The sequence below is a fragment of the Streptomyces sp. NPDC096323 genome (genome assembly GCF_040302845.1).
Taxonomy (GTDB): domain Bacteria; phylum Actinomycetota; class Actinomycetes; order Streptomycetales; family Streptomycetaceae; genus Streptomyces.
Window position 1 is genome coordinate 377,354 of the sequence record NZ_JBEOSI010000003.1, and the last position, 26,232, is coordinate 403,585.

Here is a 26,232-nt window from a genome sequence, read left to right on the forward strand (position 1 = left end):
CCGCCCCGCTCGTGAACCCGTACGGAGAACCGCGATGAACCTGCTGCTCGCCGAGGTGGCCCAGGCCACCCAGCGGCTGGCCGACGCCGGTGTCCCTTCACCGCGATTCGACGCCGAGGAACTCGCCGCGTTCGTGCACGGCGTCAAGCGGGGCGAGCTGCACAACGTGCCGGACACCGACTTCGACGCCCGCTACTGGGAGACCATCGCCCGGCGCGAGGCCCGCGAACCGCTCCAGCACATCACCGGCCGCGCCTTCTTCCGCTACCTGGAGCTCCAGGTGGGCCCCGGCGTCTTCGTGCCCCGGCCGGAGACCGAGTCGGTCGTCGGCTGGGCGATAGACGCCGTCCGAGCGATGGACGTCGTCGAGCCGCTGATCGTCGACCTGTGCACCGGATCGGGCGCCATCGCCCTCGCCATGGCCCAGGAGGTGCCGCGCTCACGCGTGCACGCCGTGGAGCTGTCCGAGGACGCCCTCAAATGGACCAGGAAGAACGCCGAGGGGTCTCGGGTCACCGTGCACCGCGGAGACGCCCTGACGGCCCTTCCGGAGCTCGACGGCCAGGTCGACCTGGTCATCTCCAACCCGCCGTACATCCCACTCACCGAATGGGAGTACGTGGCGCCGGAGGCCCGCGACCACGACCCCGAGATGGCCCTCTTCTCCGGTGAGGACGGCCTCGACACCATCCGCGGCATCGAGCGCACCGCCCACCGTCTGCTGCGCCCCGGCGGCCTCGTCGTGATCGAGCACGCCGACACCCAGGGCGGCCAGGTGCCGTGGATCTTCACCGAGGAGCGGGGCTGGGCCGACGCGGCCGACCACCCCGACCTGAACCGGCGCCCCCGGTTCGCCACGGCCCGCAAGGCCATGCCGTGACCGGCAACGACGACCCGTACCAGCCCTACCCGTACACGCTTGAGGAGGCCGGCTGATGGCACGGCGATACGACTGCAACGACGCCACGGACCGTACGACGGGTCTGCGCGAGGCCGCGTCCGCCGTCCGCCGCGGCGAACTGGTCGTGCTGCCCACCGACACCGTGTACGGGATCGGTGCGGACGCCTTCAGTTCCGAGGGCGTCGTCGACCTCCTGGCCGCCAAGGGCCGCGGCCGCAACATGCCGACGCCCGTCCTCATCGGCTCGCCCAACACCCTCCACGGCCTGGTCACCGACTTCTCGGAGCAGGCCTGGGAGCTGGTGGACGCGTTCTGGCCGGGCGCGCTCACGCTCGTCGCCAAGCACCAGCCCTCGCTCCAGTGGGACCTCGGTGACACCCGAGGCACCGTCGCCGTCCGGATGCCGCTGCACCCGGTCGCCATCGAACTGCTCACGGAGGTCGGCCCGATGGCCGTCTCCAGTGCCAACCTCACCGGACACCCGTCGCCGGAGGACTGCGACGCCGCCCAGGAGATGCTGGGCGACTCCGTGTCCGTGTACCTCGACGGCGGCCCGACCCCGGGCATCGTCCCGTCCTCGATCGTCGACGTCACCGGCAAGGTGCCGGTCCTGCTGCGCGCCGGCGCGCTCTCCGCGGAGGAGCTGCGCAAGGTGGTACCCGACCTCGAGGTGGCCAATTGACCGCCCCTGAGGGGCGTGGCATAGCGGGGCGGCCCGACACCTTCCGCATCCTCCACGTCAGCACCGGCAACGTCTGCCGCTCACCGATCACCGAGCGGCTGACCCGGCATGCCCTCGTGGACCGCCTGGGCGACCCGCTCCTGGGCGGGCTGATCGTGGAGAGCGCCGGGACCTGGGGGCACGAGGGTGCCCCGATGGAGGCCAACGCGGAGGTGGTCCTCGCCGACTTCGGCGCCGACGCCACCGGGTTCACCGGCCGGGAACTGCTCGACGAGCACGTGATCCGCGCCGATCTGGTGCTCACCGCAACCCGCGACCACCGGGCCCAGGTGATCTCGATGGGTCACTCGGCCGGACTGCGCACCTTCACGCTCAAGGAGTTCACCCGGCTGGTCCGGGCGATAGACCCCGCCACGCTGCCCGACGCGCTCGACGAGGGCGTGGTCGAGCGCGCCCGCGCCCTGGTCCGCGCGGCCGCCGCGCTGCGCGGCTGGCTGCTGGCCCCGACCGCCGAGGCCGACGAGGTCTACGACCCGTACGGCGCCCCCATCACCTTCTTCCGGTCCATCGGCGACGAGATCAACCAGGCCCTGGACCCGGTGGTCACCGCACTGACCGGCGTCTCCGCGCCGCGCTGACGGCCGTTCGGCCGGGGCCGGACAGGCCCTGGGCCGGTCGGGTGCGCCACGGCTCACGAGAGCGCGCAGCGGACCCGCCACGGGCCTACATTGGAGCTGACGTCACCCCCAGGCGTCGCCCCTCCCCAGGCCCGGAGCCCCCGATGCCGGTCACGACAACAGCCGCACCCTCCGCCGTCACCACCCTGCCCCAGGACTTCGGCGCCCTGCTCCGGGAGGATCCGGAGATCGCCGGTGTGCTGGTGGAGGAGCTCCGCCGGCAGTCCGGCACCCTGCAGCTGACCGCGGCGGAGAACTTCACCTCGCCGGCCGTCCTGGCCGCACTCGGCTCCCCGCTCGCCAACAAGTACGCCGAGGGCTATCCCGGCGCCCGCCACCACGGCGGCTGTGAACAGGCGGACGCTGCCGAACGCATCGCGATCGCCCGCGCCACCTCGCTCTTCGGCGCCGAGCACGCCAACGTGCAGCCCCACTCCGGGTCCTCGGCCGTCCTCGCGGCGTACGCGGCGCTGCTGCGGCCCGGTGACACGGTGCTCGCGATGGGACTCCCGTACGGCGGCCACCTCACGCACGGCTCGCCCGCCAACTTCTCCGGCCGCTGGTTCGAGTTCATCGGCTACGGGGTGGACTCCGAGAGCGGACTGATCGACTACCACCAGGTCCGCACCCTGGCCCGCACGCACCGGCCCAAGGCCATCGTCAGCGGCTCGATCTCCTACCCGCGCCACCCCGACCACGAGCTGTTCCGGGAGATCTGCGACGAGGTCGGCGCCTACCTCATCGCCGACGCCGCCCACCCGATGGGCCTGATCGCCGGGGGAGCGGCGCCCAGCCCGGTGCCGTACGCGGACGTGGTCTGCGCCACCACGCACAAGGTGCTGCGCGGGCCGCGCGGCGGCATGATCCTGTGCGGCGCCGAGCTGGCGGAGCGCATCGACCGGGCGGTCTTCCCCTTCACGCAGGGCGGCGCCCAGATGCACACCGTGGCGGCGAAGGCCGTCGCGTTCGGCGAGGCCGCCGCGCCCGCCTTCGCCGCGTACGCCCACCAGGTGGTGGCCCACGCCCGGGCGCTGGCGGCCGGTCTGGAGGACGAGGGCTTCGACGTCACCACCGGGGGCACGGACACCCACCTGATCGTCGCGGACCCGGCCCCGCTCGGCGTCGACGGCCGCACCGCCCGGGCCCGGCTGGCCGCCGCCGGTCTGGTCCTGGACACCTGTGCGCTTCCGTACGGAGATGCCCGCGGCATCAGGCTCGGCACCGCGGCCGTCACCACCCAGGGCCTGGACGAGTCCGACATGGCCCGCCTGGCGGCGCTGTTCGGGGCGGCGGTACGTGAGGAGGGCGAGGGCGACGTGCTCGCGGAGGTGCGGGAGATGGCGGCGAAGCACCCCCCGTACCCGGGGTGACATGGTCGCTATGTCCGTAATCGCGGCCACCTGTGCAACCATCGCGCAGACCTGCGTGTCCTCAACCACGAGGCCGACGTAGTTGAGCCCGACCGGCACATGGGGGGCGGCGTCGCGGGGCTGGGCACGCGCATCTGCGGCGTTGTCGTCAATCACCATGGCTCCGCCATGGCTCAATCCTCCGCCTTGCAGCTGCACGCACCCAGCCCCGCTCCTGCTTCCACCCCCCATGTGCCGGTCGGGCTAAGGTGTGGGCTGAGATGGCCGGCGACATTTGTGGGGCAGCCCGTGCGTGATTACTTGCTGACGCTCTGTGTCACGGCTGCGGTGACGTATCTGCTCACCGGCCCGGTGCGTAAGTTCGCCATCGCGGTCGGGGCGATGCCCGCGATCCGTGCACGCGACGTCCACCGGGAACCGACACCGAGGCTCGGTGGCATCGCCATGTTCGGCGGGCTGTGCGCCGGGCTGATCGTCGCCGATCACCTGGCGAACCTCGACGGCGTCTTCGAGCTGTCCAGCGAACCGCGGGCGCTGCTTTCCGGAGCGGCCCTGATCTGGCTGATCGGCGTCCTGGACGACAAGTTCGAGATCGACGCCCTGATCAAGCTCGGCGGGCAGATGATCGCCGCCGCCGTCATGGTGCTCCAGGGCCTCACGATCCTGTGGCTGCCGATCCCGGGGGTCGGCACGGTCCCGCTCACCCAGTGGCAGGGCACGCTGCTGACGGTCGCGCTCGTCGTCATCACCATCAACGCGGTGAACTTCGTCGACGGTCTGGACGGCCTGGCGGCGGGCATGGTGTGCATCGCCGCGGCCGCGCTGTTCCTCTACACCTACCGGCTCTGGTACGGGTACGGGATCGAGGCGGCGGCACCCGCGACGCTCTTCACGGCGATCCTGATGGGCATGTGCCTCGGCTTCCTCCCGCACAACATGCATCCCGCGCGGATCTTCATGGGGGACTCCGGGTCGATGCTGATCGGTCTGGTCCTCGCGGCCGGCGCGATCTCCGTCACCGGACAGGTCGACCCGGACGCGATGAAGCTCTTCGCGGGAAGCGAACGGCAGGCGACGCACGCGATGCTGCCGGTCTTCATCCCGCTGCTCCTGCCCCTGACGATCATCGCCATCCCGGCAGCCGACCTGGTGCTGGCGATCGTGCGGCGCACCTGGAACGGCCAGTCGCCGTTCGCCGCGGACCGCGGCCATCTGCACCACCGACTGCTGGAGATCGGCCATTCGCACAGCCGGTCGGTGCTGATCATGTACTTCTGGTCGGCCCTGATCGCCTTCGGAGCCGTCGGCTACTCGGTGCACTCGACGTCGATGTGGATCGTGCTCCTGATCGTGGGGCTGAGCGCACTCGGCCTGATCCTGTTGCTGATGCCCCGGTTCACCCCGCGCGCCCCGCGCTGGGCGGAGCGCTTCGTGCCGCCGCGCTATCGCCGCCGGCGGCGCCGGGGGGCCGAGCCCCGGATGGAGCCGTCGCAGGCGCTGGAGAGCCAACAGGGGCCCCTGGATGATCAGATGGGGCACAATGGTCACGACCCCGCGCCGCAGGCCCCGATCGCCGCGGGAGTGTCCGGCGTCAACGGAGCGACCGCGATCGGCCACCGTTCGCGCTTCGCGGACCGGCGCAAGGCCGATTCGACGCGTCGGTGATTCGGTCATCGCGGGGCAATACCAGACAAGTCGTTGAGTTGTCTTGCTCACACGCGCTGATTAGCTCTCACGTGTGACAGCGACCACACTTTCTAGGTAAAGACCTCATCAAATAGTTTGTGATACCGTTCACGAACCCGGTGACAGAGCCGAAGGACCTGAGTAGCGCGGTCCCTTGGCCCCGAGGCATCGACTCGGACCGGGCCTACGCTCGTCCATGACGACACACTGCCCACCCCCCAGCAAGCGGAGCTGCCGCCATGCCGTCCAACGACGTCCGGACTCTCCTCCAGGCCGCCGTACCCACCGCTGTCGCCGGCGCTGTCGCCGCCGCGATCAGTGGCGGCGTCGCCGGAGGCAAGGGAGCCCTGGGCGCGATCGTTGCGACGATCGTGGTCATCCTCTTCATGGGGATCGGACTGATGGTCCTGCAACGGACCGCCCGGTCCATGCCCCACCTTTTCCAGGCGATGGGACTCGCGCTGTACACGGCGCAACTCCTGCTGCTGTTCATCTTCGTCGCCGTATTCAAGAACACCTCGCTGTTCAACCCGAAGGCCTTCGCGATCACCCTGGTCGCGACGACCCTCGTGTGGATCGGCGCACAGGCGCGTGCGCACATGAAGGCCAAGATCCTTTACGTGGAACCCGAGTCCGACAAGGACGAAAAGCCCAAGAAGCCGGGGTCCGCAGCGTGAAGGGTAGGGGCGGGATAAGTGCAGGTTCGAGACCCTGCTATCGTCCGGTTCCAACTGCGGCACTGCGGGCGCGGGCATGTGAGCTGACGCCTGCTCGATCGCGAGGCTCACATGCCTGACTGCCGCCCACACATCCGAAACACCAGTCCAGTGCCGAACCGCGGCTGCGCGCCGCGCCGACACAACGAGGTTGCCGTACCTATGCGCCACGCTGAAGGAGCCCGCGGTGAGTGCTGACCCGACACAGGTGCTCGCCTTCGAGACCGATTGCCACATCTTCGACGGTTGTGGTTTCCCGGCACCCGGCCTGCACTCGTTCCTGTTCGAGCCCCTCTGGGGCGATGCGGACAGCAACGTGTACTTCAACAAGACGATGCTGCTGGCCCTGCTCGGCTCGGTCATCATCGTCGGCTTCTTCTGGGCCGCCTTCCGTAAGCCGAAGTTGGTGCCGGGCAAGCTCCAGATGGTGGCCGAGGCCGGCTACGACTTCGTCCGCCGCGGCATCGTCTACGAGACGATCGGCAAGAAGGACGGCGAGAAGTACGTCCCGCTGATGGTCACGCTGTTCTTCGTCATCTGGATGATGAACCTCTGGTCCATCATTCCGGTTGCCCAGTTCCCCGTGACGGCGATCATTTCGTATCCGGCGGCTCTCGCCGGGATCGTCTACATCCTGTGGGTCGTCCTGACCTTCAAGAAGCACGGTTTCGTCGGAGCGTTCAAGAACTTCACGGGCTACGACAAGAGCCTCGGCGGGGTCCTGCCGCTCTCGATGACCATCGAGTTCTTCTCGAACCTGCTGGTCCGGCCGTTCACGCACGCGGTCCGACTGTTCGCGAACATGTTCGCGGGGCACACGCTCCTGCTGCTCTTCACGATCGCCAGCTGGTACCTGCTCAACGGCATCGGCTTCGCCTACGCAGGCGTGTCGTTCGTGATGGTCATCGTGATGACCGCCTTCGAGCTCTTCATCCAGGCTGTCCAGGCCTACGTGTTCGTGCTGCTGGCCTGCAGCTACGTCCAGGGCGCTCTCGCCAAGGGCCACTGAGCACCCACCTCCTGAAGCACCCGGTGGCCAACCCCCACCGGACATTGAAAGAGAAGGAAGAACCGGCATGTCCGCTCTCCAGACCCTCGCCGCCGGCGTCGAAATCAAGGGCAACCTCGGCTCGATCGGTTACGGCCTCGCCGCGATCGGCCCCGGCGTCGGCATCGGCATCATCTTCGGTAACGGCACCCAGGCGCTCGCCCGTCAGCCCGAGGCTGCCGGTCTCATCCGCGCCAACCAGATTCTCGGCTTCGCCTTCTGTGAGGCGCTCGCCCTGATCGGTCTGGTCATGCCGTTCGTCTACCCGACCTCCTGACCGGTCGCGAACAGCCCATTCGACGGAAGGCACTGACGTGAACCCCCTGGTTCAGCTCGCGGCGGAGGAAGCGGAAAACCCGCTCATCCCGCCGATCCCTGAGCTCGTCATTGGCCTCATCGCTTTCGTCATCGTCTTCGGCTTCCTCGCCAAGAAGCTCCTCCCGAACATCAACAAGGTTCTGGAAGAGCGCCGCGAGGCCATCGAAGGCGGTATCGAAAAGGCCGATGCGGCCCAGACCGAGGCCCAGAGCGTTCTTGAGCAGTACAAGGCTCAGCTCGCCGAGGCCCGCCACGAAGCCGCTCGTCTGCGCCAGGAGGCGCAGGAGCAGGGCGCCGTGATCCTGCAGGAGATGAGGGCCGAAGGCCAGCGGCAGCGCGAGGAGATCGTCGCTGCCGGCCACGCCCAGATCGAGGCCGACCGCAAGGCCGCGGCGTCCGCGCTGCGCCAGGACGTGGGCAAGCTCGCCACCGCCCTGGCCGGCAAGCTCGTCGGCGAGTCCCTCGAGGACCACGCCCGGCAGAGCGGCACCGTCGACCGGTTCCTCGACGAGCTCGAGGCGAAGGCCGAGGCAGTCCGATGAACAGCGCGAGCCGCGAGGCACTGGCTGCCGCACGCGAGCGCCTCGACGCACTGACCGACCACACGTCGGTCGACGCGGCGAAGCTCGCCGAGGATCTGGCCGGCGTCACGGCGCTGCTGCACCGCGAGGTGTCGCTGCGCCGGGTCCTGACCGACCCGGCGCAGGCCGGCGAGGCCAGGGCCGAGCTGGCCGGGCGGCTGCTGCGCGGTCAGGTGGGCGGCGAAGCCGTCGACCTGGTCTCCGGCATGGTCCGCTCGCGCTGGTCGCAGTCGCGTGACCTGGTCGACTCGGTCGAGGAGCTGGCGAACATCGCCGACCTCACCGCCGCCCAGCGCAGCGGAGACCTCGACGACGTCGAGGACGAGCTGTTCCGGTTCGGCCGGATCGTGGCCTCGGACACCGAGCTGCGCTCCGCGCTGACCAGCCGGACCGCGACCTCCGCCGCCAAGGGCGAGCTGCTCCGCAGCCTGCTCGGCGGAAAGGCGCGGCCCACCACCGAGCGCCTCGTCGTGCGGCTCGTCACCCAGCCCCGGGGACGTAGCCTGGAAGCGGGACTCGAGTCCCTCTCCAAGCTCGCCGCGGACCGCCGGGACCGCGTGGTCGCGGTCGTCACCTCGGCCGTGCCGCTCAGTGACCGGCAGAAGCAGCGTCTCGGCGCCGCCCTGGCGAAGATCTACGGCCGGCAGATGCACCTGAGCCTGGACGTGGACCCCGAGGTCCTCGGCGGGATCGCGGTGCGGGTCGGCGACGAGGTCATCAACGGCACCATCGCGGAGCGCCTCGACGAGGCGACCCGTCGCATGGCCGGCTGACGCGGCGCGACGTACCCAACAGAACAGAAGCAAGACCAGCGGCCCGGTTGGGCCGTGCAGAAATTGCAGAAGATTCCTGGGGGTCGGCCCCCAGACCCCCTTAAGAAACTTCGGGCCCAACAAGGAGAGCAGGGAACCCAGATGGCGGAGCTCACGATCCGGCCGGAGGAGATCCGGGACGCACTGGAGAACTTTGTCCAGTCGTACCAGCCGGACGCGGCCTCGCGCGAGGAGGTCGGAACGGTCAGCGTTGCCGGCGACGGCATCGCAAAGGTGGAGGGCCTGCCCTCCGCCATGGCGAACGAACTGCTGAAGTTCGAGGACGGGACCCTCGGTCTCGCCCTCAACCTCGAAGAGCGCGAGATCGGTGCGATCGTCCTCGGCGAGTTCAGCGGAATCGAGGAGGGCCAGCCGGTGCAGCGCACCGGTGAGGTGCTCTCCGTCGGCGTCGGCGAGGGCTACCTCGGCCGCGTCGTCGACCCGCTCGGCAACCCGATCGACGGCCTCGGCGAGATCGCGACCGAAGGCCGTCGCGCCCTCGAACTGCAGGCCCCTGGCGTCATGGTCCGCAAGTCGGTGCACGAGCCGATGCAGACCGGCTACAAGGCCGTCGACGCCATGGTGCCGATCGGCCGCGGCCAGCGTCAGCTGATCATCGGCGACCGTCAGACGGGTAAGACCGCGCTGGCCGTCGACACGATCATCAACCAGCGCGACAACTGGCGCTCGGGCGACGTGAACAAGCAGGTCCGCTGCATCTACGTCGCCATCGGTCAGAAGGGTTCCACCATCGCCTCCGTGCGAGGTGCCCTGGAAGAGGCCGGCGCGCTCGAGTACACGACCATCGTCGCCGCCCCGGCGTCCGACCCGGCCGGCTTCAAGTACCTGGCGCCGTACACCGGCTCGGCCATCGGCCAGCACTGGATGTACGACGGCAAGCACGTCCTCATCATCTTCGACGACCTCTCGAAGCAGGCCGACGCCTACCGCGCCGTGTCGCTTCTGCTGCGCCGTCCGCCGGGCCGCGAGGCCTACCCGGGCGACGTCTTCTACCTGCACTCGCGTCTGCTGGAGCGCTGCGCCAAGCTCTCCGACGAGATGGGCGCCGGTTCGATGACGGGCCTCCCGATCGTCGAGACCAAGGCGAACGACGTGTCGGCGTTCATCCCGACCAACGTCATCTCCATCACCGACGGCCAGTGCTTCCTGGAGTCCGACCTGTTCAACGCGGGTCAGCGTCCGGCGCTCAACGTCGGTATCTCGGTCTCCCGAGTCGGTGGCTCCGCCCAGCACAAGGCCATGAAGCAGGTCTCCGGCCGTCTGCGCGTGGACCTCGCCCAGTTCCGTGAGCTGGAGGCGTTCGCCGCCTTCGGTTCCGACCTGGACGCGGCCTCCAAGGCGTCGCTGGAGCGCGGTAAGCGCATGGTCGAGCTGCTGAAGCAGCCGCAGTACGCCCCGTTCCCGATGGAGGAGCAGGTCGTCTCCGTCTGGGCCGGCACCACGGGCAAGATGGACGACGTCCCGGTCGAGGACATCCGCCGCTTCGAGAGCGAGCTGCTGGAGTACCTGCGCCGTGAGCGCAAGGACCTCCTGACCAGCATCGCCGAGGGCGGCAAGATGTCCGACGACACGCTGCAGTCGATCGCCGACGCGATCGCCGCCTTCAAGCAGCAGTTCGAGACCTCGGACGGCAAGCTCCTGGGCGAGGGCTGATCGATGGGCGCTCAGCTTCGCGTTTACAAGCGCCGCATCCAAGCCGTCACCGCGACCAAGAAGATCACCAAGGCGATGGAAATGATCGCCGCGTCGCGCATCGTCAAGGCGCAGCGCAAGGTGACGGCGTCGATGCCGTACGCGACCGAGCTCACCCGTGCGGTGACCGCGGTGGCGACCGGCTCGAACACCAAGCACCCGCTCACCACCGAGGCCGACGCCCCGGTGCGGGCCGCGGTCCTGCTCCTCACGAGCGACCGCGGTCTGGCCGGCGGCTACTCCTCCAACGCCATCAAGGCGGCGGAGCGGCTGCGGGAGCGGCTGGCGGCCGAGGGCAAGGAGGTCGACACGTACATCGTCGGCCGCAAGGGTGTCGCCTACTACGGCTTCCGTGAGCGCAAGGTCGCGGAGTCGTGGACCGGCTTCACCGACAGCCCGGAGTACGCGCACGCCAAGAAGATCGCGGCGCCCCTGATCGAGTCCATCACCAAGGACACGGCCGAGGGCGGCGTCGACGAGCTGCACATCGTCTTCACGGAGTTCGTGTCGATGATGACGCAGAACGCGGTCGACGGCCGGATGCTGCCGCTCTCGCTCGACGAGGTAGCGAAGGAGAACGACGCGAAGGACGAGATCCTTCCGCTGTTCGACTTCGAGCCGTCGGCGGAGGACGTCCTCGACGCCCTCCTGCCGCGCTACGTCGAGAGCCGTATCTACAACGCACTGCTGCAGGCGGCCGCTTCCGAGCACGCCGCCCGCCGCCGCGCGATGAAGTCGGCGACCGACAACGCCGGGGATCTGATCAAGAGCCTCTCCCGGCTTGCCAACGCGGCCCGCCAGGCCGAAATCACCCAGGAAATCAGCGAGATCGTCGGCGGTGCAGGTGCGCTGGCCGACGCGTCCGCGGGGAGTGACAAGTAATGACGACGACAGTTGAGACGGCCGCTGCCACGGGCCGCGTCGCCCGGGTCATCGGCCCGGTCGTCGACGTGGAGTTCCCCGTCGACGCGATGCCGGAGATCTACAACGCCCTGCACGTCGAGGTCGACGACCCGGCCGAGGCCGGCGCTCGTAAGCTGCTGACCCTCGAAGTCGCCCAGCACCTGGGTGACGGCGTGGTCCGCGCGATCTCGATGCAGCCCACCGACGGCCTGGTCCGCCAGGCCCCGGTGACCGACACGGGCGCGGGCATCACCGTCCCCGTCGGTGACATCACCAAGGGCAAGGTGTTCAACACCCTCGGTCAGATCCTGAACGAGCCGGAGGCCGAGGCGCAGATCACCGAGCGCTGGCCGATCCACCGCAAGGCCCCGGCCTTCGACCAGCTCGAGTCGAAGACCGAGATGTTCGAGACCGGCCTGAAGGTCGTCGACCTGCTGACCCCGTACGTCAAGGGCGGCAAGATCGGTCTGTTCGGTGGTGCGGGCGTCGGCAAGACGGTCCTCATCCAGGAAATGATCATGCGTGTGGCGAAGCTGCACGACGGTGTGTCGGTGTTCGCCGGCGTCGGTGAGCGCACCCGTGAGGGCAACGACCTCATCGACGAGATGACGGACTCGGGCGTCCTGGAGAAGACCGCGCTGGTCTTCGGCCAGATGGACGAGCCGCCGGGCACGCGTCTTCGCGTGGCCCTGTCCGCCCTGACCATGGCGGAGTACTTCCGCGATGTGCAGAAGCAGGACGTGCTTCTCTTCATCGACAACATCTTCCGCTTCACGCAGGCCGGTTCCGAGGTCTCCACGCTGCTCGGCCGCATGCCGTCCGCGGTGGGTTACCAGCCGACCCTGGCCGACGAGATGGGTGTGCTCCAGGAGCGCATCACCTCGACGCGTGGTCACTCGATCACCTCGATGCAGGCGATCTACGTCCCCGCGGACGACCTGACCGACCCGGCCCCGGCCACCACGTTCGCCCACCTCGACGCGACGACGGTTCTGTCCCGTCCGATCTCCGAGAAGGGCATCTACCCGGCCGTGGACCCGCTGGACTCCACGTCCCGCATCCTGGACCCGCGCTACATCGCGCAGGACCACTACGACACGGCCAGCCGTGTCAAGGGGATTCTGCAGAAGTACAAGGACCTCCAGGACATCATCGCGATCCTCGGTATCGACGAGCTGGGCGAGGAGGACAAGCTCGTTGTCCACCGTGCCCGTCGCGTCGAGCGCTTCCTGTCGCAGAACACCCACGCCGCCAAGCAGTTCACCGGCCTGGACGGTTCGGACGTTCCGCTCGACGAGTCGATCGCCGCGTTCAACGCGATCTGCGACGGGGAGTACGACCACTTCCCCGAGCAGGCGTTCTTCATGTGCGGTGGCATCGAGGACCTCAAGGCCAACGCCAAGGAGCTCGGCGTCTCCTGAGCCTCCGGCTCACCGAGGGGGGTGGGTGTGTCCCGCCCCCCTCACCACGCCCCGTAGAATTGACCCAACACCCGGCACGACCGCCGGGTGGTGACCCGAGGAGCCACCCTTGGCTGCTGAGCTGCATGTCGAGCTGGTCGCCGCGGACCGCAGTGTCTGGTCCGGCGAGGCCACCCTCGTTGTCGCACGTACCACGTCCGGCGACATCGGCGTCATGCCCGGTCACCAGCCGCTCCTGGGTGTGCTGGAATCGGGCCCGGTGACGATCCGTACGAGCGACGGTTCCACTGTCGTCGCCGCGGTGCACGGCGGTTTCATCTCCTTCGCCGACGACAAGCTGTCGCTGCTGGCGGAGATCGCCGAACTGGCGGACGAGATCGACGTCGAGCGCGCGGAGCGTGCGTTCGAGCGTGCGAAGTCGGACACGGACAGCGCCGCCGAGCGCCGCGCCGATGTGCGACTGCGTGCGGTGGCGGTTCACTAGCCACCCGCGAAACGGCTTTACCCTCAGCCGCGGCCCGAGCTGGAGACCTCTCCAGACCGTGTCGCGGCTGAGGCGATGCAGGTGCAGGTGAAGTTCGGGCGGTATCCGTTTACTCGATGACGCGAGGAGGTCGGTGGAGATGGTCCTCGCGCTGTGGGTGGGCGGGCTCGTCGTCGCACTGGTGCTGTTGGGGCTCTTCGTCTTCGGTCTGCGCCGGCGGCTGATTCAGCGCTCCGGCGGGACCTTCGACTGCAGTCTGCGATGGGACGTGCCCGCGGAGCCCGATCTCTCGGGCAAGGGCTGGGTGTACGGAGTCGCCCGGTACAGCGGCGACAAGCTGAACTGGTTCCGGGTCTTCAGCTACTCCCCGCGTCCGCGCCGGGTGCTGGAGCGCGCCTCGATCGAGGTGGTCGCCCGCCGGCTGCCCGAGGGCGAGGAGGAGCTCGCGTTGCTCTCCGACGCAGTGATCCTCGGCTGTCTCCACCGGGATACCCGCCTGGAACTGGCGATGACCGAGGACGCTCTCACCGGCTTCCTCGCCTGGCTGGAGGCGGCACCGCCCGGCCAGAGAGTGAACGTGGCCTGAGGCCACAGGACAGACGAAAACCGGGGAGACAGGGGGCGGACCCGTCTCCCCGGCGCTTTTTCGGGGGTTATGCGATGTGCGGTGCTGCGGTGGGGACTACTTGAGACCGCTGTTCATCGCGCTCACGAGCTCACCATTGCTCGTGTCCCCGCTGAACTCCCAGAAGAACGCGCCTCCCAGGCCCTGGTTCTTCGCCCACGTCATCTTGGACGTGATGGTGGCCGGGGTGTCGTAGCTCCACCAGTTGGTGCCGCAGTGCGCGTATGCCGTGCCCGCGATCGTGCCGGTGGAGGGGCAGCTGTTCTTGAGGACCTTGTAGTCCTCGATCCCGGCCTCGTACGTGCCCGGGGCCGCGCCGGTGGCGGTGCCGCCGGGTGCGTCCTGGGTGACGCCGGTCCAGCCGCGGCCGTAGAAGCCGATGCCGAGCAGCAGCTTCGAGGCGGGGACGCCCTGGGCCTTCAGCTTGGCGATGGCCTCGGCCGCGGTGAAGCCGGCCTTCGGGATGCCGCTGTACGAGGTGAGCGGGGAGTGCGGGGCGGTCGGGCCCTTCGCGTCCCAGGCGCCGAAGAAGTCGTACGTCATCACGTTGTACCAGTTCAGCGACTGCGCGGCGCCCGCGTAGTCCGCGAGGTCGATCTTGCCGCCCGCCGAGCCGTCGGCCGTGATGGCCGCGGTCACCAGGTTGCTGCTGCCGAACTTGGTACGCAGTGCGGAGGTGAGGGCCTTCAGCGAGGCCGGGCCGCTGGTGTCACAGGTCAGACCGCAGGCGTTGGGGTACTCCCAGTCGATGTCGATGCCGTCGAAGACATCGGCCCAACGGGGGTCCTCGACCAGGTCGTAGCAGGACTGGGCGAAGGCGGCCGGGTTCTGCGCGGCCTGGCCGAAGCCGCCGGACCAGGTCCAGCCGCCGAAGGACCACAGGACCTTGATGTGCGGGTACTTCGCCTTCAGCTTGCGCAGCTGGTTGAAGCTTCCGCGCAGCGGCTGGTCCCAGGTGTCGGCGACGCCGTCGACGGACTGGTCGGCGGTGTACGCCTTGTCGTAGTCGGCGTAGGAGTCGCCGATGGTGCACTTGCCGTTCTGGACGTTGCCGAAGGCGTAGTTGATGTGCGTGATCTTCGCGGCGGAACCGGAGGTGTCCAGGTTCTTGACGTGGTAGTTCCGGCCGTAGACGCCCCACTCGGCGAAGTAGCCGAGGTTGACCTTGCTGCCGGTGCCGGGGTCGGTGCCGCCGCCGGTGGTGTGCACCTTGACCGCGCCGCTGGCCGGCCCGGTCTGGTCGGCGGTGTCCCGGGCTTTGACCGTGTACGAGTAGTCGGTGCCCGCGGTGAGGCCGGTGTTGGTGTACGTGGTGCCGGTGACCGTGGCGACGACGGCGCCGTCCCGCAGGACGTCGTAGTTCTTGATGCCGTGGTCGTCGGTGGCGGCGCTCCAGGTGAGCTTCGCGGAGGTGTCGGTGATGCCGCTCGCGGTGGGGGTGCCCGGCGCCGAGGGGGCGTTGTCACCGGGGACGCTGCCGCCGTCGCAGGAGGCGCCGTTCAGCTTGCAGCCGGTGGGGGAGCCGGAGCCGGTGCCGTTGAAGCCGAAGCTGACGCTGGCTCCGGGGGCGACGGTGCCGTTCCAGCCGACGTTCTTGGCCGTCCAGTGGGTTCCGGAGCTGGTGACGGTGGCGTCCCAGGCGGAGCCGACCGCGGTGCCGGAGGGGAAGTCCCACTCGATGGTCCAGGAGGACAGGGAGGTGGTGCCGGTGTTCTTCACCGTCCACTGGCCCTCGAAGCCGCTGCCCCAGTCGGACTTCTTGACGTACGTGGCGGTGGCGGAGGTGGCTGCCTCGGCGGGGGAGGCCAGGCCGACCAGCGCGGCGAGCGGAAGGAGCAGTGCGGTGAGGCCCGCGACTGCTCGGGATCGGGTGGCTCGTCCGGCCCCGATTCTGAATCGGGTACGGCGGGGGGTCTCAGTGCTCAACGGTGCTCCTCGGGTGAGGTCCGGCCAGATATGGGGGGTGGTCCGTGGACTGCAAACCCTGCGCCGCCCTGAGCCCGACTTGTCATGGCGGGCTCACCGCAGTGTGCTCGGTGAGATTAGGAAGGTCTGGACCAATCGTCAAGAGGTCCAGACCAAAGTTCGGATGGGCGTGTGGATAAACCTCAGACGCCCAACTCCTGTGCGAGCACGGCCGCCTGGACCCGGCTCCGCAGCTCCAGCTTCCCCAGCAACCGGCTGACGTGCGTCTTCACCGTCGCCTCGGCCATCGACAACCGCACCGCGATCTCCGCGTTCGACAGTCCGTCCCCGAGACAGCCGAGCACCTCGCGCTCACGCCGGGTCAGCGCGTCCAGCACCGCCCGGTCGGGTCCGCCCGACTGCGGTCCCGGCGCGGTTCCGGCGAACTCCGCGATCAGCCGGCGCGTCACCGACGGGGCGATCAGGCCCTCGCCGCGCGCCACCGTACGGACCGCGTCGATCAGCCCGCGCGCCTCGGTGTCCTTCAGCAGAAAGCCCGACGCCCCGGCCCGCAGCGCGCCGAACACGTACGCGTCCAGGTCGAAGGTCGTCAGCACCAGCACATCCGCCAGCCCCTCCGCGACCACCTGCTTCGTCGCCGACACCCCGTCGAGGCGGGGCATCTGGATGTCCATCAGCACCAGGTCGGGGCGCAGTTCGCGGGCCAGGCGGACGGCCTCCTCGCCGTCGCCGGCCTCCGCGACGACCTCGATGTCCGGTGCGCTGCCCAGGATGAGCACCAGCCCCGCCCGTACGGCCGACTGGTCCTCGGCCACCAGAACCCGGATCGTCATTCCCTCACGCTTCCTTCCGTCACGGGCAGGCGCGCCCGTACCCGCCAGATCCTCGGCCCGTCGCCGGTGGACGCCGGGCCCGCCTCGAACTCCCCGCCGAGCAGCGCGACGCGCTCCCGCATCCCGATCAGCCCGGCCCCCGACCCCGGGGCGCGCGGCCCGGGCCGGTCCCCGAGGACGCTGACCACCTCCACCGTCAGCCGCTCTCCCGTCTGTCCCAGCCGTACCGTGACCGGACCGGGCGCGGCGTGCTTGAGCGCGTTGGTGAGCGACTCCTGGACGATGCGGTACGCGGCCAGCTCGACGGGGGCGGGCAGCCGGCCGTGATCGGTGCGGGCATCGACCAGGGTGCAGGTCAGTCCGCTGGAGGTGGCGTTCGTCCGATGCTGCTCGACGAGGGCGTCCAGCGACGCGAGAGTCGGCGAGCTGCTCGGCTCCGGATCGGCCGCGCCGGTGCGCAACAGCCCGATCAGACGGCGCATTTCGGCCAGACCGTCGACGCTGTTCTCGCGGATGACGCCGAGGGCGTCGCGGGAGGTCGCCGGGTCGTCGAGCGAGAGCGCGGCGGTGGAGTGGATGGCGATCGCCGAGAGGTGGTTGGCGACCATGTCGTGCAGTTCGCGTGCCATCCGGGCGCGTTCGGCGGTCACCGCCTGCACGCGGTCCATCTCGGCCAGCAGCGCGGTCTGATCCGCGCGCAGTCGGGCGGTCTCCGCGGCGTCGCGGTGGTTGCGCACGCTGACGCCGGTGAGCGCGGGCGCGAACGAGACCAGACCGGTGACGATGCCGATGAGCAGGGCCTGGGGATCGCGGAGCCAGGCCAGGAAGCCGATCGTGACGCCGACCGTGATCAGGAACGTGGTCACCGGGATGCGGCGGGCGGCCGCCGGGGTCCCGTACAGCACGGCCGCGTACATGAGGTCCGTGTACATCAGCACGGTCGCCAGGTTCCCGGGGGTGAACTGGTCCGCGACCAGGGCGAAGGTGCCGATGACCAGCGCCGTCTGCGGGGCGCTCCGGCGCAGCAGCCCGGCCCCCGAGATCACGGCGAGGGGGATGAGCGCGACCCAGGGTGAGCCGAGGAGCCGGCCGTTCTGCATGTGCAGGCCGAGGAGCGCCAGGACCGCTCCGCCGAGCAGCCCGACGACCGCGATGAGGACGTCGCCGCGGTGCGGAGGGGCGGGGCGGCGAAGGCGGGTGGCCGGGGAGAACACCCTCCCATCCAACACGTCCGGCCCACGGCCCACGTCCGTACAGGGAGCGAGCCGCCACTACATCGAAGGATGCAGTGGTCTTTCGTCACCGGGGCCGATGATCCGGGACGGCCGGGCCGCGACGCTGGCAGGGAGGGAAAGGAAACGGACCGTGATCGTCACACTGATCGTTCTCTGCGAGATCGGCTTCTGGGTGCTGCTGGCCGCCGGGCTCGCGCTGCGCTACGCGGCGAAGAAGCCGCGCCTCGGCGCCGCCGTGCTGCTGTGCGAGCCGCTGCTGGAGTTCGTCCTGCTGGTGGCGGGGGCCGTCGACCTGAAGAACGGCGCCGACCCGGACTGGAAGCACGGGCTGGCCGCCGTCTACATCGGCTTCACGCTGGGCCTCGGTCACTCCACCACCAAGTGGATCGACGCCCGGGTCGCGCACCGCTTCGCGGGCGGTCCGCCGCCGGTGAAGCCGCCGAAGTACGGGATGGCGCGGGCCGCGCACGAGTGGCGGGTGGCCGGGCGGTGGACGGTGGCCTCGGTGACGGCGCTGGCCCTGCTGCAGGCGGCGGTCTGGTACGTGGGGGGAGACGGGGACACGGCGTCGCTGCGGGCGTGGCAGGAGAAGATGCTGTTCCTGATCGGGATCAACCTGGTGATCGCGGGGAGCTACACGCTGTTCCCCAAGCGGGACCCGGGGAGCGATACGAAGCACGTGCCCGGCCCGCCCGCGCGATGAGTGCGCGCGGGCGGCCCTGTGCGTGCCCGGTCAGCGTTCGCCGCCCGGCACCCACAGCACGTCGCCGACCTCCTTGTTCGCCACTCGGGCGAGGATGAAGAGAAGGTCCGAGAGCCGGTTGAGATAGGTCGCCGTCAGCGCGTTCATCACGTCGCCGTGGACCTCGAGCGCCGCCCAGGTGGACCGCTCCGCGCGCCGGACCACCGTGCACGCCTGGTGCAGCAGCGCCGCGCCAGGGGTGCCGCCCGGCAGGATGAAGCTGCGGAGCTTCTCGGTCTGCTCCAGGAAGTGGTCGCAGTCCGCCTCCAGCTTGTCGACGTAACTCTGCTCGACCCGCAGCGGCGGGTACTTCGGCGCCTCGACGACCGGCGTCGACAGGTCGGCTCCCACGTCGAACAGGTCGTTCTGCACCCGGACGAGGACCTTGACGACGTCCTCGCTCAGCTGCCCGAGCGCGATCGCCGTGCCGATGACCGCGTTGGCCTCGTTGGCGTCGGCGTACGCGGAGATCCGCAGATCGGTCTTGGCGGTCCGGCTCATGTCGCCGAGGGCGGTGGTGCCCTTGTCGCCGGTACGGGTGTAGATACGTGTCAGATTGACCATGCGGTCAGCCTAGTTAGGCGCCCGCCTTCTTGAAGACGCGTGTGCCCACTGTCACGGCGAGTGCCGCGAATCCGAGGGCGACCAGCACGCCGTACAGCATGTGCGCGGTGGCGTACGAGCCCACGTACGCGTCCCGGACCGCGTCCACGAGGTAGCGGAACGGCGTGAGGTGCGACAGCACGTCCAGCCATCCCGGGCCCAGACTCATCGGCAGCATCAGCCCGGAGAGCAGCATGGCCGGCATGGTGACCGCGTTGATCAGAGGGCCGAATCCCTGCGGCGTACTGACCTTCATGGCCAGGGCGTACGACAGCGAGGCCAGCGAGAGGGTCAGCAGACCCACGAACGCGAAGCCGATCAGGACACCGGGCAGCGGGGCGCGCAACCCCATGAGGAGGGCGGCCAGCACCAGCAGCACCGCCTGGAACATGAACAGCAACGCATCGCGCAGCACCCGGCCCAGGAGCAGCGCCAGACGGCTGACCGGCGTCACCCGCATCCGTTCCACGACACCGGTCGACTTGTCGATGATGAGGGCGAAACCGGCGAACGAGGCGCCGAACAGGCCGAGCTGGAGCAGCAGTCCGGGGACCAGGATCTGCCAGGAATCACCGGACGGGCCGAGCGGGAGCCCGGTGAGCAGCGGGCCGAAGAAGAGCAGGTAGAGCAGCGGCATGAGGACGCCGAAGAGGATCTGGAACTTCGAGCGCAGGGTCTGCCGGACGTACCGCCCGAAGATGATTTTGGTGTCGTGGAGAAGCATGGGACTCGTTCCTAGACGGCGACGGGATTCGCATCGGCGGAGGCGGGGGAACGCCCGGTGATCGCCAGGAAGGCGTCCTGGAGAGGGGCGGCGGGCGAGCCCGCGTAGCGGGTCTTCAGCGCGGCCGGCGTGCCCTCGGCCACGACCAGGCCGCCGTCGACCACGACGAGCCGGTCGGCGAGCGCGTCGGCCTCGTCGAGGTAGTGGGTGGTGAGCACGACGGTCGTGCCGTACGTGTCGCGCAGCCGGCGCACCAGTCGCCACAGATCGGTGCGGCTGCCCGGGTCGAGCCCCGTGGTCGGCTCGTCGAGGAAGAGCACGGCCGGGCGGTGGGTGAGCCCCATCGCGATGTCGAGCCGCCGCCGCTGTCCTCCGGAGAGCGTGAGCGTCTTGCGGTCCAGCAGGTCCGACAGGCCCAGGTCCCCGGCCAGCTCCACGGCCCGGGTGACCGCTTCGGCCTTGCTGAGCCGGTACATCCGGCCCTGGGTGACGAGCTCTTCCCGCACGGTGATGTGGGGGTCAACGCCGCCGGACTGGGCGACGTACCCGCACTTCCTCCGTACGCCCGCCGGATCCGCGATCAGGTCGCAGCCCGCGACGGTGGCGACGCCGCCCGTGGGGGCGAGCAGGGTGGTGAGCATGCGCAGGGTGGTGGTCTTGCCCGCGCCGTTGGGGCCGAGGAGGGCGACGATCTCGCCGGTCGCGACGGTCAGATCGATCGAACGGACGGCCTCCACCGGGCCGGCCTTGGTGTCGAACGTCCGGGCGAGGCCCGCGGTGCTGATGATTGGCATAACGACTACAAAAACAGAGTCGGTGAAAAATTGCAATGACGCCAAATATTCAGGAACCCCAGAGCGTCCTACGATGGGGCCATGGCTGAGGGACTCAGGGAGCGCAAGAAGCGCCAGACCAGGCAGTACCTCTCGGACGTGGCCACCGGTCTCTTCCTGGAGCGGGGATTCGACGCGGTCACGATCGCCGAGATCGCCCGGGCCGCCGACGTCTCGGTGAACACCGTCTACAACTACTTCCCGACCAAGGAGGACCTCTTCCTCGACCGCAGCCGGGGCATCGTCGACCGCCTCTCGAGGTACGTCCGGGGCCGGGACAAGGGGGAGTCCGCGGCCGACGCCGTCCTGCGCGAACTGCGCATCCAGGTCGAGGGCGTGTCCCCCACCGTCGGCCTGATGGAGGGGTACGAGCAGTTCATGCGGGTCATCGAGGGCGCCGACAGCCTCAAGGCCCGCCTCTGGCACATCCAGCAGGAGGCCCTCCAGCATCTGGAGGGGACGCTCCAGGAGGAGTGCGGGAACGGGCCCGGGGACCGGACCGCCAACCTGGTGGCCGGTCAGCTCTCCTGGGTGCACGCGACGCTGATGGCGTACATCGGCGGCGAGATGGTGGCGGGCCGCGGAGCCGCCGAGGTGTCCCGCGACGCCCTGATCCTGCTCGACGACATCGAGGACCTGCTGGGCGAAAAGGTACTCAACTACGCCCGGCTCCCCGCCGAATGACGCATCTCGGTGTGATGTCCGTCATTTGAGACGTGACGCGCATCTCTTCGCTGCCCCAGCGCCCCTCACGGGTACTAACCTCCGCCGGAGAGCACGGAACAAGAACCGCCGAGAATGCATAGGGGTGCCAACGTGGCCAGGAAGCTCGCCGTCATCGGCGCCGGACTCATGGGGTCCGGTATCGCGCAGGTCTCCGCCCAGGCGGGCTGGGACGTCGTGCTGCGTGATGTCACCGACGCGGCGCTGACCCGTGGCCGTGACGGCATCAAGGCCTCCTACGAGAGGTTCGTCGCCAAGGGCAAGCTCGCCGAGTCCGACGCCGAGGCGGCGCTCGCCCGCATCACCACGACCACCGATCTCGACGCGGTCGCCGACGCGGACGTCGTCGTCGAGGCCGTCTTCGAGAAGCTGGAGGTGAAGCACGAGATCTTCCGGGCCCTCGACAAGATCGTCCGGGACGACGCCGTGCTCGCCTCCAACACCTCCGCCATCCCGATCACCAAGATCGCGGCCGTGACGGAGCGCCCCGAGCGCGTCGTCGGCGTGCACTTCTTCTCGCCGGTTCCGATGATGCAGCTCTGCGAACTCGTACGCGGCTACAAGACCAGCGACGAAACGCTGGCCGCCGCACGGGAGTTCGCGGAGTCGGTCGGCAAGACCTGCATCGTGGTCAACCGTGACGTGGCCGGCTTCGTCACCACCCGGCTGATCTCGGCGCTCGTCGTCGAGGCCGCGAAGCTCTACGAGTCGGGCGTCGCCTCGGCCGAGGACATCGACATCGCCTGCAAGCTCGGCTTCGGCCACGCCATGGGCCCCCTCGCCACCGCCGACCTGACCGGCGTCGACATCCTGCTGCACGCCACCGGCAACATCTACACCGAGTCCCAGGACGAGAAGTTCGCCGCCCCGGAGCTGATGCGCCGGATGGTCGATGCAGGTGACATCGGCCGCAAGAGCGGGCAGGGCTTCTACACCTACTGATCGTTTTGGTCCCCGGGCCGCCTGATCTGCCGTCGATCAGGGCCGGGGTTCCGGGGGCCGTCTTCCGGAACCAAAGGGTCCGCAGGGGATCCATGGCGGGCCTCGGTCACTCCACGGAGTGAATTCGGTATCGGTTCGCTTACAGACGGCAACTTCCCTGTCGTTGCCGCAGTCAGTTGGGGCAGAGACAGTTTCAGACAGACCGAACCACGCCACGGAGCCTTCCAGGGGAGCGCATATGCACATCAGGGGCGACCACGCCGAGCTGGTCGTCGGGGGCCGCCTCGATGTCCGAAGCGCGGCGGACGCCCGTACGGTCCTGCACTCGGCTCTCGACGACGGAGCCGGCGATCTGGTGCTCGACCTGACCGAGCTGGATTCGTGGGACGCCACCGGGCTGGGCGTCATCATGGGGGCGCACCGCCGGGCCGGGCGCGCCGGGCGGCGGCTGGTGCTCCGCGGCGTACCGCCGCAGATGCAACGCCTGCTGGTGGCTACCCGGCTGCACCGCATCCTGGCCATCGAAGGCGGAATCGCCGCGGAATCGCTCCCGCGCGTCTGAGGGTGTCCGGCTGCGGACCCGTCCCGGCGGCCTGCCGCGGGCTCCCTCCCGGGGCCCGGCCGCGGCGTCCCGGGCGCCGGCCGAAGCCACATAATCCTCACGAGACCGTGATCTGCGGGGCGGCGCGCCACCCCGGATGTTCGTAGATACTGTGCGAAGGTTTAGGGTTCGGCCGTCTGCCGATTGACGGACCCACCTGGCGGACACCGGACCGGAAGCGACAGCTGGGCGTGCGAGGCCGGGAGGGACTACCGCGCTCGACGCGTCTTGGGGGCTTTGGCGATGGACCCGACACACCGGGGGCCGGAAGAGTACGGCCACGACAGCGACGGCTTCACCGAGGAAGCCGGCCGGCGCCGTCCTTCCCGCGATCCGCTGACGCCCGATTTCAGTCAGCAAACACCGCAACAGGCACGCATCGTCCCCCTCATATCCGGCGACCTCCTGCTCACCGTCAACCCCGTCGACGGCAGCGAGGTCGAACCGTGCCCGCCCGGGGAGCAGCCCGCCGCACCCGTCCGGCGCATCCCCGCGGAGCGGGCCGACCGTGAGCGGGCCGCCGCGCCCCCGGTCCCGCCCGGCCCGCCCGTGCCCCAGCTTCCCCTGCTGCAGCGCGAGGACGTGCACGAACGGCTGACGCGCCTGCTGGCCCGCGGCCGCTCCGTACGGCTCACGGGACCGGCCGGTTCCGGCCGTACCGCGCTGCTGGACGCGGTGGCCGCCGACTGCGCGGAACTTGCCCCGGACGGAGTCGTCCGGCTCAACGGCCACAAGCGCACCGTCAGCGACCTCCTCCACGGGCTCTTCGAGGCCGTGCACGACGCGCCGCTGCACCGCCCGGACCGGGAACTGCTGCGGGAGAAGCTGCGGACGACCGGCGCCGTCGTCGTCCTCGACGACCTGGAGTTCGGGGGCGCCGCGCTCGACGAACTGCTGGGCGCGACGCCCGAATGCGCCTTCCTGCTGGCCGCGACGCCCGACGTCGCCGCGCCCGGTCCCGAGTCCCACCTCGAAGAGGTCTTCCTCGCAGGTCTCGACCGCGGCGCCTCGGTCGGCCTGATGGAACGGGTGGTGGAGCGCACGCTCACCGAGGAGGAGGCCAACTGGGCGGGGGACCTCTGGTTCGAGTCCGAGGGCCTTCCGCTGCGCTTCGTCCAGGCGGGCGCGTTGCTGCGCCAGCGCGACATGCTGACCACGGACCCGACCGCGTACGACGAGTACGGGTACCTGGAGAACCGGCCTGTCGCGCCCGTCGCTCCTGTTGCGCCCCTCCAGCCGGCCCAGGAGCCACCGGTGGCCGATGAGGCCGTCGGGGCTGTCGAGGCGGAGGCGGCCGAGGTGGCGCTGCCCAGTCTGGGGGAAGGCGCCGCCCCCGCCGCGCTGCTCGCCTCACGGCTCAGCGGGGCAGCGCGGGACACCCTGCGCTTCGCGGTCGCGCTCGGCGGCGAGGTGCCGCACCAGGCGCATCTGCCGGCGCTCGTGGGCGACACCCACGCCGACGCGGCCCTCGGCGAGCTGGCCGGCTGCGGACTCCTGTCCCCGGCCGGCTCCCGCTACCGCCTGGCCGCCGGTGTCCTCGCCCAGCTCGAGGCCGCCGGATACGGCGAGGACGCCACGGACCGGGCCCGGACGGTGGCCCAGCACTACGCCTGGTGGGCCGGGCACCCCTCCGTCACGCCCGCACGGGTGGTGGCCGAGGCCGACGCGATCGTCGCGGCGATGGCGCAGCTGGTGCCGGGGGACGGGGCCGGGCAGACCAGCGTCGCCGTGCTGCTGGCCCGCAGCGCCTCGCCCGCCTTCGCCGCCGGGCTGCACTGGAGCGCCTGGGAGAGGGCCCTGCGGATCGGCCAGGAGGCCGGCCGGATCGCCGGTGAGGTCGCCGAAGAGGCCTACTTCCACCATGAGTTGGGCGTGCTCGCCCTCTGCACCGACAACCTCGACCGGGCGAGGGCCGAGCTCGAGACATCCATCAGCATGCGCGGGGCGCTCGCCGACAAGTCCGGCGCGGTGGCCGGGCGCCGGGCTCTCGCCCTGGTCGAGGACCGCTCCGGCGGACCGGCCCTGAGCGGTGTTCCGGCGAGCGGTGTGCCGGGGACCGACGTGATACCGGCCTACCGCTTCGAGGCGTCGCCGCCCCGCGGTCTGCCGGCCGTCATCCCCGTCTCGGTGCCTCGGCCCTACTCCGACGAGACCGCCGTCGTGTCCCGGCAGAGCGCGCCGAAGAGCGCCGGCGAGGACGGCGGCCGCTTCGCGATGCTGGGCGGGGCCCGGCGCAATCTGGTCGCGGCCGGTGCGGGGGTCCTGCTGGCGGGAGTGCTCGGCACGGTGGTGACCCTCGGGCTCACCTCGAACGCCGACCCGCAGGGTGACCCCGGGGCCTCGACCGAGCAGTCGGTGACCGAGGGCGGGGGTACGGAGGACGAGCTGCCGGCGGAGGAGCCGGCGTCCGGCGCGAGCCCGTCCGCCAAGGCGTCCGGTTCCGCGTCGGCGTCGGCGTCGGTGACGCCTGGGCCGTCGGGGAGCGGGTCCGCTGTGCCGGCGGGCGGGGGCGGGGCGTCGTCCGCGGGGGCGACGGCTTCTTCCTCCTCGGCCCCGTCGCCGACGGGTGAGGAGACTCCGGACAGGCCGTCGCCGACGGGGACGGCGTCGGAGTCGACGAAGCCGACGACGAAGCCGACGCCGACGAGGACCGGCCCGTCGTCGGTCAGTCCGCCGCCGTCGCCGTCGCCGGATCCCAGTGGGTCGACGTCCACGGCACCGGCGCCGTCCGTGCCGGATACGTCCGACTCGGCGAGTGGGTCCTCGCGGGTCACGGATGCGAGTCCGTCGGTGACCTGAGCGGGGGTGTCCCGGCGGGGGTCCGGTGAGTGGCCCCGTCCGGTGATGTCGCCGGGCTCCGGCCCGAGGGTTCCGTCCTCAGGCGCCGGACGGGCTTGATACGTGGGCCCCGTCCGGTGGGTTTGCCGGGCTCCGGCCCGAGGGTTCCGTCCTCAAGCGCCGGACGGGCTTGATACGTGGGCCCCGTCCGGTGGGTTTGCCGGGCTCCGGCCCGAGGGTTCCGTCCCCAAGCGCCGGACGGGCTTGGTGTGTGCGCCCGGTCCGGTGAGGTGGCCGGCCTCCGGCCCGAGGGTTCCGCCTTCAAGCGCCGGGCGGGCTGGAGAGGGCCGGACGG

Annotated in this window: 26 protein-coding genes; 20 read left to right on the top strand and 6 right to left on the bottom strand. The window is 70.1% G+C overall.

Annotation, left to right across the window (positions count from 1 at the left end; all coding sequences use genetic code 11):
- Positions 1 to 34 precede the first annotated feature (34 nt).
- From prmC to ABTX18_RS09605, 15 genes are all read left to right on the top strand, one after another.
- A complete protein-coding gene (gene prmC, locus ABTX18_RS09535) occupies positions 35 to 880 on the top strand; it encodes a peptide chain release factor N(5)-glutamine methyltransferase (protein WP_352122168.1) in 846 nt (281 codons plus the stop codon).
- Positions 881 to 935: 55 nt separating this feature from the next.
- Positions 936 to 1,583 carry an L-threonylcarbamoyladenylate synthase gene (locus ABTX18_RS09540; protein ID WP_136328762.1) on the top strand — a complete coding sequence of 216 codons (648 nt, stop codon included), beginning with the start codon at positions 936 to 938 and terminating at the stop codon, positions 1,581 to 1,583.
- Positions 1,580 to 2,221: an arsenate reductase/protein-tyrosine-phosphatase family protein gene (locus ABTX18_RS09545; protein ID WP_352122169.1), complete on the top strand. Its 642-nt coding sequence runs from the start codon at positions 1,580 to 1,582 to the stop codon at positions 2,219 to 2,221. Before ABTX18_RS09540 ends, ABTX18_RS09545 begins: the two co-directional genes overlap by 4 nt.
- A 143-nt stretch (positions 2,222 to 2,364) precedes the next feature.
- Entirely contained in the window at positions 2,365 to 3,630 is a 1,266-nt protein-coding gene (gene glyA / locus ABTX18_RS09550) for a serine hydroxymethyltransferase (RefSeq protein WP_352122170.1), read from the top strand.
- A 276-nt stretch (positions 3,631 to 3,906) separates the two neighbouring features.
- Positions 3,907 to 5,295 carry an MraY family glycosyltransferase gene (locus tag ABTX18_RS09555; protein WP_352122171.1) on the top strand — a complete coding sequence of 463 codons (1,389 nt, stop codon included), beginning with the start codon at positions 3,907 to 3,909 and terminating at the stop codon, positions 5,293 to 5,295.
- Between the two features lie 260 nt (positions 5,296 to 5,555).
- Positions 5,556 to 5,993 (top strand): Cg1360 family ATP-synthase-associated protein, encoded by a 438-nt coding sequence (locus ABTX18_RS09560; RefSeq protein WP_352122172.1) that lies wholly within the window; start codon positions 5,556 to 5,558, stop codon positions 5,991 to 5,993.
- Positions 5,994 to 6,219: 226 nt separating this feature from the next.
- Positions 6,220 to 7,041: a F0F1 ATP synthase subunit A gene (gene atpB / locus ABTX18_RS09565; RefSeq protein ID WP_351395139.1), complete on the top strand. Its 822-nt coding sequence runs from the start codon at positions 6,220 to 6,222 to the stop codon at positions 7,039 to 7,041.
- 67 nt (positions 7,042 to 7,108) lie between these two features.
- On the top strand, positions 7,109 to 7,357 hold the full coding sequence (gene atpE, locus ABTX18_RS09570; RefSeq protein WP_018102636.1) for an ATP synthase F0 subunit C: 249 nt from the start codon (positions 7,109 to 7,111) through the stop codon (positions 7,355 to 7,357).
- 37 nt (positions 7,358 to 7,394) lie between these two features.
- On the top strand, positions 7,395 to 7,940 hold the full coding sequence (locus tag ABTX18_RS09575; protein ID WP_352122173.1) for a F0F1 ATP synthase subunit B: 546 nt from the start codon (positions 7,395 to 7,397) through the stop codon (positions 7,938 to 7,940).
- Positions 7,937 to 8,752, top strand: a complete 816-nt coding sequence (locus ABTX18_RS09580) for a F0F1 ATP synthase subunit delta (RefSeq protein ID WP_352122174.1) — start codon at positions 7,937 to 7,939, stop codon at positions 8,750 to 8,752. Before ABTX18_RS09575 ends, ABTX18_RS09580 begins: the two co-directional genes overlap by 4 nt.
- A gap of 141 nt (positions 8,753 to 8,893) precedes the next feature.
- Positions 8,894 to 10,465 carry a F0F1 ATP synthase subunit alpha gene (atpA, locus tag ABTX18_RS09585; protein WP_352122175.1) on the top strand — a complete coding sequence of 524 codons (1,572 nt, stop codon included), beginning with the start codon at positions 8,894 to 8,896 and terminating at the stop codon, positions 10,463 to 10,465.
- A gap of 3 nt (positions 10,466 to 10,468) precedes the next feature.
- Positions 10,469 to 11,386, top strand: a complete 918-nt coding sequence (locus ABTX18_RS09590; protein WP_352122176.1) for a F0F1 ATP synthase subunit gamma — start codon at positions 10,469 to 10,471, stop codon at positions 11,384 to 11,386.
- Entirely contained in the window at positions 11,386 to 12,828 is a 1,443-nt protein-coding gene (gene atpD, locus ABTX18_RS09595; protein WP_328896374.1) for a F0F1 ATP synthase subunit beta, read from the top strand. Before ABTX18_RS09590 ends, atpD begins: the two co-directional genes overlap by 1 nt.
- A 109-nt stretch (positions 12,829 to 12,937) precedes the next feature.
- Positions 12,938 to 13,312 (top strand): F0F1 ATP synthase subunit epsilon, encoded by a 375-nt coding sequence (locus ABTX18_RS09600; RefSeq protein WP_136328752.1) that lies wholly within the window; start codon positions 12,938 to 12,940, stop codon positions 13,310 to 13,312.
- A gap of 139 nt (positions 13,313 to 13,451) precedes the next feature.
- Entirely contained in the window at positions 13,452 to 13,898 is a 447-nt protein-coding gene (locus ABTX18_RS09605; protein ID WP_352122473.1) for a DUF2550 domain-containing protein, read from the top strand.
- Positions 13,899 to 13,994: 96 nt separating this feature from the next.
- On the opposite strand, the gene ABTX18_RS09610 is transcribed toward ABTX18_RS09605, so the two are convergent.
- The 3 genes from ABTX18_RS09610 to ABTX18_RS09620 form a co-directional block, all read right to left on the bottom strand.
- Complete coding sequence (locus tag ABTX18_RS09610; protein WP_352122177.1) at positions 13,995 to 15,863, bottom strand: glycosyl hydrolase family 18 protein; 1,869 nt, start codon at positions 15,861 to 15,863, stop codon at positions 13,995 to 13,997.
- Positions 15,864 to 16,045: 182 nt separating this feature from the next.
- Positions 16,046 to 16,696 carry a response regulator gene (locus tag ABTX18_RS09615; RefSeq protein WP_352122178.1) on the bottom strand — a complete coding sequence of 217 codons (651 nt, stop codon included), beginning with the start codon at positions 16,694 to 16,696 and terminating at the stop codon, positions 16,046 to 16,048.
- Positions 16,693 to 17,910 (bottom strand): sensor histidine kinase, encoded by a 1,218-nt coding sequence (locus ABTX18_RS09620; protein ID WP_352122179.1) that lies wholly within the window; start codon positions 17,908 to 17,910, stop codon positions 16,693 to 16,695. The genes ABTX18_RS09615 and ABTX18_RS09620 overlap by 4 nt, the downstream gene beginning before the upstream one ends.
- 151 nt (positions 17,911 to 18,061) lie before the next feature.
- Between ABTX18_RS09620 and ABTX18_RS09625 the strand changes: the two genes are divergently transcribed.
- Positions 18,062 to 18,634, top strand: coding sequence for a hypothetical protein (locus tag ABTX18_RS09625; protein WP_352122180.1), 573 nt, complete (start codon positions 18,062 to 18,064; stop codon positions 18,632 to 18,634).
- A 30-nt stretch (positions 18,635 to 18,664) separates the two neighbouring features.
- On the opposite strand, the gene ABTX18_RS09630 is transcribed toward ABTX18_RS09625, so the two are convergent.
- From ABTX18_RS09630 to ABTX18_RS09640, 3 genes are read right to left on the bottom strand one after another with little or no spacing between them, the layout of a single operon-like run.
- Positions 18,665 to 19,237, bottom strand: coding sequence for a cob(I)yrinic acid a,c-diamide adenosyltransferase (locus ABTX18_RS09630; protein WP_352122181.1), 573 nt, complete (start codon positions 19,235 to 19,237; stop codon positions 18,665 to 18,667).
- A 13-nt stretch (positions 19,238 to 19,250) separates the two neighbouring features.
- Positions 19,251 to 20,000, bottom strand: a complete 750-nt coding sequence (locus ABTX18_RS09635; protein ID WP_352122182.1) for an ABC transporter permease — start codon at positions 19,998 to 20,000, stop codon at positions 19,251 to 19,253.
- A gap of 11 nt (positions 20,001 to 20,011) precedes the next feature.
- Positions 20,012 to 20,794 (bottom strand): ABC transporter ATP-binding protein, encoded by a 783-nt coding sequence (locus tag ABTX18_RS09640; RefSeq protein WP_352122183.1) that lies wholly within the window; start codon positions 20,792 to 20,794, stop codon positions 20,012 to 20,014.
- 81 nt (positions 20,795 to 20,875) lie between these two features.
- Here ABTX18_RS09640 and ABTX18_RS09645 point away from each other — a divergent pair, with 81 nt between their 5' ends.
- From ABTX18_RS09645 to ABTX18_RS09660, 4 genes are all read left to right on the top strand, one after another.
- Positions 20,876 to 21,517 (top strand): TetR/AcrR family transcriptional regulator, encoded by a 642-nt coding sequence (locus ABTX18_RS09645; protein WP_352122184.1) that lies wholly within the window; start codon positions 20,876 to 20,878, stop codon positions 21,515 to 21,517.
- A 132-nt stretch (positions 21,518 to 21,649) separates the two neighbouring features.
- The gene (locus tag ABTX18_RS09650; RefSeq protein ID WP_352122185.1) at positions 21,650 to 22,498 is read left to right on the top strand and encodes a 3-hydroxyacyl-CoA dehydrogenase family protein; all 849 of its coding nucleotides are present in this window, start codon (positions 21,650 to 21,652) and stop codon (positions 22,496 to 22,498) included.
- A gap of 238 nt (positions 22,499 to 22,736) precedes the next feature.
- The gene (locus ABTX18_RS09655; protein WP_136328742.1) at positions 22,737 to 23,060 is read left to right on the top strand and encodes an STAS domain-containing protein; all 324 of its coding nucleotides are present in this window, start codon (positions 22,737 to 22,739) and stop codon (positions 23,058 to 23,060) included.
- Between the two features lie 282 nt (positions 23,061 to 23,342).
- Positions 23,343 to 25,898 carry an ATP-binding protein gene (locus ABTX18_RS09660; RefSeq protein ID WP_352122186.1) on the top strand — a complete coding sequence of 852 codons (2,556 nt, stop codon included), beginning with the start codon at positions 23,343 to 23,345 and terminating at the stop codon, positions 25,896 to 25,898.
- Positions 25,899 to 26,232 lie beyond the last annotated feature (334 nt).